Source organism: Halomonas sp., assembly GCF_041689495.1.
Classification (GTDB): domain Bacteria; phylum Pseudomonadota; class Gammaproteobacteria; order Pseudomonadales; family Halomonadaceae; genus Halomonas.
Genome location: NZ_JBDNGD010000294.1, coordinates 1 through 6,514, shown reverse-complemented (window position 1 = coordinate 6,514; position 6,514 = coordinate 1). Strand labels below are relative to the sequence as shown.

At 60.2% G+C, this 6,514-nt stretch carries 8 protein-coding genes and 2 tRNA genes; 5 read left to right on the top strand and 5 right to left on the bottom strand.

Features of this window, described 5'->3' with window-relative positions; genetic code table 11:
- Positions 1 to 70 precede the first annotated feature (70 nt).
- From ACESMD_RS09925 to ACESMD_RS09915, 3 genes are all read right to left on the bottom strand, one after another.
- On the bottom strand, positions 71 to 442 hold the full coding sequence (locus ACESMD_RS09925) for a helix-turn-helix domain-containing protein (RefSeq protein WP_372612723.1): 372 nt from the start codon (positions 440 to 442) through the stop codon (positions 71 to 73).
- Positions 443 to 463: 21 nt separating this feature from the next.
- A complete protein-coding gene (locus ACESMD_RS09920; RefSeq protein WP_372612721.1) occupies positions 464 to 715 on the bottom strand; it encodes a type II toxin-antitoxin system RelE/ParE family toxin in 252 nt (83 codons plus the stop codon).
- 471 nt (positions 716 to 1,186) lie between these two features.
- Positions 1,187 to 1,390 carry a cold-shock protein gene (locus ACESMD_RS09915; protein WP_372612719.1) on the bottom strand — a complete coding sequence of 68 codons (204 nt, stop codon included), beginning with the start codon at positions 1,388 to 1,390 and terminating at the stop codon, positions 1,187 to 1,189.
- 356 nt (positions 1,391 to 1,746) lie between these two features.
- On the opposite strand from ACESMD_RS09915, the gene ACESMD_RS09910 reads away from it, so the two are divergent.
- Together ACESMD_RS09910 and ACESMD_RS09905 are read left to right on the top strand one after the other, a co-directional pair.
- A complete protein-coding gene (locus ACESMD_RS09910; RefSeq protein ID WP_372612717.1) occupies positions 1,747 to 2,295 on the top strand; it encodes a YqhA family protein in 549 nt (182 codons plus the stop codon).
- 113 nt (positions 2,296 to 2,408) lie between these two features.
- Positions 2,409 to 2,990 carry a hypothetical protein gene (locus tag ACESMD_RS09905; RefSeq protein WP_372612715.1) on the top strand — a complete coding sequence of 194 codons (582 nt, stop codon included), beginning with the start codon at positions 2,409 to 2,411 and terminating at the stop codon, positions 2,988 to 2,990.
- A gap of 4 nt (positions 2,991 to 2,994) precedes the next feature.
- Here ACESMD_RS09905 and ACESMD_RS09900 read toward each other — a convergent pair whose 3' ends face one another.
- Entirely contained in the window at positions 2,995 to 3,585 is a 591-nt protein-coding gene (locus ACESMD_RS09900; RefSeq protein ID WP_372612713.1) for a helix-turn-helix domain-containing protein, read from the bottom strand.
- Between the two features lie 116 nt (positions 3,586 to 3,701).
- Positions 3,702 to 4,442: an SDR family NAD(P)-dependent oxidoreductase gene (locus ACESMD_RS09895; protein ID WP_372612711.1), complete on the bottom strand. Its 741-nt coding sequence runs from the start codon at positions 4,440 to 4,442 to the stop codon at positions 3,702 to 3,704.
- A 165-nt stretch (positions 4,443 to 4,607) separates the two neighbouring features.
- Here ACESMD_RS09895 and gltX point away from each other — a divergent pair, with 165 nt between their 5' ends.
- The 3 genes from gltX (at position 4,608) to ACESMD_RS09880 (ending at position 6,348) form a co-directional block, all read left to right on the top strand.
- Positions 4,608 to 6,101 carry a glutamate--tRNA ligase gene (gene gltX, locus ACESMD_RS09890; RefSeq protein ID WP_372612709.1) on the top strand — a complete coding sequence of 498 codons (1,494 nt, stop codon included), beginning with the start codon at positions 4,608 to 4,610 and terminating at the stop codon, positions 6,099 to 6,101.
- A 72-nt stretch (positions 6,102 to 6,173) separates the two neighbouring features.
- Positions 6,174 to 6,249, top strand: a tRNA-Ala gene (locus ACESMD_RS09885).
- A 23-nt stretch (positions 6,250 to 6,272) separates the two neighbouring features.
- A tRNA-Glu gene (locus ACESMD_RS09880) sits at positions 6,273 to 6,348 on the top strand.
- The last annotated feature ends 166 nt before the right edge of the window (positions 6,349 to 6,514 follow it).

Genomic DNA, 6,514 nt, shown 5'->3' with positions numbered 1-6,514 from the left:
ACAACGCTCAGGTTGCGCTGCAGGTCAGTCTCACCGGCCGCGCGGGCGATGGCATCGGCAGCCCATTGGTTCAGGTAAGGTCGCTCAACTCCACGCCCAACACCTCGGCGATCCGCTTCAAAACGCCCAGCGAACCGGTCTTCTTGCCTGCCTCGATCTCCGACAGATAACCTTGGCTGATGCCCGCCTTCTCGGCCAGCTCGCCTGCTCGCATCCCCCGGTATTCGCGGAACACCCTCACTGGTGCCACGTCGTCGAGCAATGCCTCGACGACGCTGGAGGGAAAGGTTTCCTCGCCCGCGTCGATGCGCGCGCGGGCTTCATTCGCTGCCTGAATGCCAAGGTAGTCTTCCGCCTGCTCGAGCAGCGTGGAGTAGTCCTGCTCGCTCAGCACCACCAGACGCTCGCCGGCGGTCGTTTGGATGAATTGTGGTGTACCCATGATCTGCTTCCTCGTGATTCGTTAGCGATAGACGTCGCCGCGGACGCCAACCATCAGCACCAACAACACTGTGCCCCGGTCATCCATGATCACCCGCCAGTTCGCCACCCGTAGCCGAATATAATCGCTGCCAACCAGCACCTTGACGTTGTTGCGCTGAGCCGCCGGGTCCTCGGCATAGTCCGTGATCTTGCGTCGGATGCGCTGCGCATCCGGGCGCGGCATGCGCTTCAAGACTTTCAAGGCGTCTTTGCTGTACGAGATTGTCTTCACCGGTCAATTATAGCTTATGGCTAAAAAATAAAATTATTTTTAGCTGTCAGCTAATCACGACTGCCCTTGTCGTCTCGTCGGGGGGAGGGGGAATTGGTGACTGGCGGCGCGATCCATCGCTTTCTTTCACCTCGCCGCCCAGGGCAACGATAAGAATCATCTCAGGCGGTGCTGCAGCTGAGTCAGAGACGGAAACTGTTTCGCGCTGCTGCGAATTTGCTACAGGGTGGCTGTGATGCGCGCTATCACTGGCGTGAGTTCCAGTCCATCATCGGGGCCACGGAGAAGGTGCGGTCGAGCTGGGGCATCGGCATCACAGGGGTGTCGTTCGGAAGAGAGGGATAGTCTACCAGTCGCGTCGGCGGTTCATAAGGCGCACCGGGAAACCGGACACGCATAAACACCAGGGCCCGCATCAGTGGGCCCTGGTGATGCGAGCCTCGCGGCTCGCGAAATCCGACTAATCGATGATCAGGCGACTTCGATGTTGGAGGCCTGCAGGCCTTTCTTGCCCTGAACCACGTCGAAGGAGACCTGCTGACCATCCTGGAGGGACTTGAAGCCTTCGGCCTTGATTTCGGAGAAGTGGGCAAAGAGATCATCGCCGCCATCGGTGGGCGTGATGAAACCAAAACCTTTTGCGTCGTTGAACCACTTGACGGTGCCAGTAGCCATGTTATGACTCCTTTCTTTGGCGCAGTGCGCCGGATACGAAATTACCGGGTGTAGCCCCGAATACTAGTGGGTAAAACAAGGGGATATGACCAGACAACCGAAAGGATTCGACTACTACTGACAATATGCATCTTGCTAACCAACTGTGTCTATCATGCCATTGATACCGGGCGAGGTCAATGTCCAGTCTGGATGGAGCCAGGCATGCTCCGTTGGCCCCAGCCTCCCCGTCACCTGTATCAGCCCTGCTACCTGATCGACGTGTCGTTGTAGGGTGGCGGGAGTGGCGTGCATACATACTGCGAACGATCCGGCTTGCCCGCTCATTGCCAACCACCCCGGAGAGAGACGACCGCATGGACGAGAAGCCCGGAAGGGACGAGGAATCTACGCACAAGGTAGAGACGGTTTTCGAGCGTTGGCTATGGAATTCACGGTTACTCGTCATGCTGGCGGTGGTGCCCAGCCTGATCGGTGCCCTGGTGCTCTTTGTCATCGGCACCATCGATATCATCAAGGTGGTGGTCGGTACCCTGGCCTATTACGTGATTGGCGGGACCGAAGACATCCATGACACCGTGATCCCCGATATCATCATGGCGGTGGACATCTACCTGATCGCCATCGTGCTGCTGATCTTCGGGCTGGGCGTCTACCGGCTGTTCGTGTCACCCATCGAGCAGGCCGAGGATCATGCCTCGAGCCATCCCTTCAATGTCCAGTCATTCGATGGATTGAAGGACAAGATTGCCCGGGTGGTGATCCTGGCGGTGATCATCGAGTTCTTTCGCGCGGTGGTGGATATCCGCTTTCAGACACCCCTGGATGCCATCTACCTGGCACTCTCGGTGCTCGCCCTGGCGGCGGCGCTTTACCTGATGAGCCTGGCTCACAAGGGTGAGTAAAAGAACGCCGTACTTGTCGCGACGGCACTCGGCGGCGGTGGTAGGCTTGAGATCAATCAACCGGCTTGGGGGCATGAATGAAAGCGTGGCGTCGATGGTGCTGCTCGGGAATCGTGGCGATATGGGTAGTGGGTTGCGGTGGCAGTGACGATGGCGGGTCGGATGACGTCTCCAGGGTCGAGGGCGTGGCCGAACCGGAAACGAGCCAGGCGGAACCCGAACCTCAGTTGGCGCCTCTCGAGGAGCCGGTCGAGATCGACTTCGGCATTACCCTGAGAAACGACCGTCTCCTCATGGTCGATGGAGAAAGCAACCTGCCGGATGGTACCAGCCTGCGTGTCGTGGTGGAGCGTGAGGCCAGCGGGGGTCGCTGGCAGGACAGAACGACTCAGCAGGAAGGGCGTTTTTCCGCCGGGCCTTTCGGTCCCGGTAGCGGTTATCCCGATGGAGGATACCGCATCACCGTAAATCTCCCCGAAGCCAGTGTTCAGCCATTGGCCGTCCAGCAGCGGATCGGGGAGGAGGGGGAGTATCTGACCGGGCCTCTGGTCGGCACCTCACCCCACGGGCTTGGTCAGGTCGCCAGCCGGTCCCACCGTTTCCTGATCGGCAATGAGCCGCGTCGAACCACCGACCAGGTCGAAGTGCTGAGCATCGACACCACCGACCAGGTCGAAGTGCTGAGCATCGACTAGGATGTCAAAGCGGGGTCGAGCACCACCGGGCGATCAGCTTGGCGACGAGCCGGCTGTCGGGACCATGGTATCCAGCGTCTTCCTTGCGTTCCCCTTCGAACCGCAACTCGCCGTTGTTGTCCTGGGTCACCCGGCGAACGCCCAGGGTGCCCTCCATGTCGACGATGTAGAGTCCCGGTTGACGAAAGATCCCCGTCGGTGCAATGGCTACGAGATCCCCCGCCTGGAGAAAATCGAAGGTATTATCCGGGGCCGGGGTGACCAAGTAGCACTCGCCCTCCCATTCCTGGCTCGGGACCAACTCGAAGGGGATCAGAATGGCCTTAGCCGTTGGCGCCAGCCAGGGCGCCGGCGCCTGGCGGTCCAGATAGAGAGGAGTGGCCTGGCCGCCATCATCGCCTTCGATCAATCGCGATAGCGGGCATTCCAGCGCCTGAGCCAGGGCGACCAGGCGTTCGTGGCCGATCTGCTTGATGGCACCGGACTCCCAATAGGAGATGGTGACGTCGGAGACACCGACCCTTCGAGCCAGGGCCGCCTTATTGAGATTAACCTCTAGCCTGAGCGCCTTGATACGAGGACCTAACGAATCCATCTCTTCATCCTGTCAATTTTTGTTGAGCGCCATAATCATCTTTCATCAGTATGCAGTATGCAATACCGCGTTCCGTGATCGCCACCCCTCCACCAAGCTTCAAGGGGTGCGGAAGATCACCAGAGGATGCTCGCATCATCCCAGTCGAGGAAGGAGCCGCTGTCCTCCGGGCCGTGATGGTCGAGGACCTGCAGCAGTCGCTGTGCCACGAATGCCGGTGTGAAGAGCTTCCCCTCGGGTACTCGCGACTGGAAAGGCAAGGACAGCGGGGTATCCGTGGTGCCGGGATGCAGGCTGAGGAGGGTGGCATTCGGATTGAGCCGCCTGACTTCGATGGCGGCCGTCCTGATCAGCATATTATGGGCGGCCTTGCTGGCCCGGTAGGCATACCATCCACCCAGGGGGTTGTCGCCGATGGACCCGACCCTGGCCGAGAGGCTGCCGAACGTGACCGGGTGACGTCCCTTCAGGTTTCCCTGCAGAGCCTTCAGCAGCAGGGCGGGGGTGGTGGCATTGACATGGAAGAGCCTTGTCATGGCCTCGACGTCCAGGTCGTCGAGCTTCTTTTCCGGCGCTATTCCTGATGACGCGTCGTGAAGCATGCCGATGGCGTTGAAGACCAGGTGCAGCGCCTGGTCTTCCAGCTTCCGTGCCAGTTCCTCGAGCCCGGCATCGGTGGTGATGTCCAGGACCAGGGAGGAAAAACGATCATCTTCCCGGTGGGTCGTATAGCGGCTGACGCCGATCACACGGTCCGGACGATCACTGGCGAGCAGCGCATCGATGACGGCACCTCCGATACCGCCGGAAGCACCGGTCACCAGGGCGGTGAAGCCATCGGGCAGTCGGGTAAGCATGTCGGTCCTCTTGCAGCGATGATGCAGCGATGAACAGGTTCAGGAATGGACCCTGTCACCCGTCAATGATTCCGTCCCGCGGCTGCTCGGTGACCTCCAGATGCGTATAATGCGGCCACCACCCCGGTTCGGGGGGCCATTCTCAATGACAGGACCCAGGACGACATGACTGTACGCACGCGTATCGCGCCGTCACCCACCGGCGACCCCCATGTGGGCACCGCCTATATTGCCCTGTTCAATCTGTGCTTCGCTCGCCAGCATGGCGGCCAGTTCATCCTGCGCATCGAGGATACCGATCGTGCACGTTCCACGGCGGAATCCGAGCAGATGATCCTCGATTCCCTGCGCTGGCTGGGCCTGGAATGGGACGAGGGTCCGGACGTCGGTGGTCCCCATGGCCCCTATCGCCAGAGCGAGCGGGGGGACATCTACGCCGAATACGCGCGACAGTTGATTGCCTCGGGTCATGCCTTCAAGTGCTATCGGACAGCGGAAGAGCTCGATGAACTGCGTGAATCGCGCAAGGCCGCCGGCATGCACCTGGCCCTCAAGCCCGATGACCTGGCCCTGGCGCCTGACGAGGTGAGACGCCGTGAGGAGCAAGGATGGCCCTATGTGGTGCGCATGCAGGTACCGGCCGATGGCAGCTGTGTCGTGGAGGACACGCTGCGGGGGACCATCGAGGTAGACTGGGCCCAGGTGGATGCCCAGATCCTGCTCAAATCCGACGGCATGCCGACCTACCACCTGGCCAATGTGGTGGATGACCACCTGATGGGGATCACCCATGTGCTTCGCGGTGAGGAGTGGATCAATTCCGCGCCCAAGCACCAGCTGCTCTATGAGCACTTCGGCTGGAAGATGCCCGTCCTCTGCCATATGCCTTTGCTGCGCAATCCGGACAAGTCGAAGCTCTCCAAGCGCAAGAACCCGACCTCCATCAACTACTATCGTCGCATGGGTTTCCTGCCCCAGGCCGTGACCAACTACCTGGGACGCATGGGCTGGTCCATGCCCGACGAGCGTGAGAAGTTCAGCCTCGACGAGATGATGAGCCACTTCGATATCCAGCGGGTCTCGCTGGGTGGGCCGGTGTTCGACCTCGAGAAGCTGACCTGGCTCAACGGTGTCTACATTCGCGAGGAGCTCGACGACAAGGCATTCCTCAAGGCGCTGATGGACTGGGCCTTCAACGAGGCCTATGTCAGCGAGATCCTGCCCCAGGTGCGCCCGCGAGTGGAAACCCTGTCCGACGTGGTGCCGCTGGCCGGTCACTTCTTCTCCGGCCTGCCCGCCATCGATGAGGGCAGTTTCGATGACATCAGGCTCTCCCGCGAGGAACTGCTCAAGCTGTTGCAGTTCCTGGTATGGCGTTTCGAGATCGTGTCGGCCTGGCACAAGGAGGCCCTGCTGGTTGAAGTGAAATCCCTGGCCGGCCACTTCGACTTGAAGATGAAGACCTTCCTGGCGCCGGTTTTCATTGCCATTACCGGCTCCAGTGCCAGTACCTCGGTGATGGATGCCATGGTGATCCTGGGTTCCGACATGACCCGTGCCCGCCTGCGCCATGCCATCGAGGTGCTGGGCGGCGTTTCCAAGAAACAGGCCAAGCGGTTCGAGAAGGAATTCAGAGAGATACAGGCGCCGAGCGTGTAAAAAACGGTTGACGAAGGCGAGGATAATCAGTAGCCTGCGCTCGTCATCGCGACAGGAGTCGCGTAACGAGACGGGGCCTTAGCTCAGCTGGGAGAGCGCGACACTGGCAGTGTCGAGGTCAGCGGTTCGATCCCGCTAGGCTCCACCATCTCATCTCGACACGCTGTTTACGTCCCATTCGTCTAGTGGTCCAGGACACCGCCCTTTCACGGCGGTAACAGGGGTTCGAACCCCCTATGGGACGCCATCCTCGATGGCCTCGGCTTGCCCTTTCTTGCTCTATCTATCTGCGCCCTGACGTCTTTTTCGTCGGCGGCACTTTTGTGCCTGATTCATCGATATCGTCCTTGACTTGTCCACTTTACTTAATTCTCGATGGTGCGCCTGTCATGGGCTGGCTGTAACTCCGCATT

What these genes read in the sequence shown, in the direction of transcription:
- ACESMD_RS09925 (WP_372612723.1), bottom strand. Translation starts at nt 442, where the DNA reads ATGGGTACACCACAATTCATCCAAACGACCGCCGGCGAGCGTCTGGTG.
- ACESMD_RS09915 (WP_372612719.1), bottom strand. Translation starts at nt 1,390, where the DNA reads ATGGCTACTGGCACCGTCAAGTGGTTCAACGACGCAAAAGGTTTTGGT.
- ACESMD_RS09910 (WP_372612717.1), top strand. Translation starts at nt 1,747, where the DNA reads ATGGACGAGAAGCCCGGAAGGGACGAGGAATCTACGCACAAGGTAGAG.
- ACESMD_RS09900 (WP_372612713.1), bottom strand. Translation starts at nt 3,585, where the DNA reads ATGGATTCGTTAGGTCCTCGTATCAAGGCGCTCAGGCTAGAGGTTAAT.
- ACESMD_RS09895 (WP_372612711.1), bottom strand. Translation starts at nt 4,442, where the DNA reads ATGCTTACCCGACTGCCCGATGGCTTCACCGCCCTGGTGACCGGTGCT.
- gltX (WP_372612709.1), top strand. Translation starts at nt 4,608, where the DNA reads ATGACTGTACGCACGCGTATCGCGCCGTCACCCACCGGCGACCCCCAT.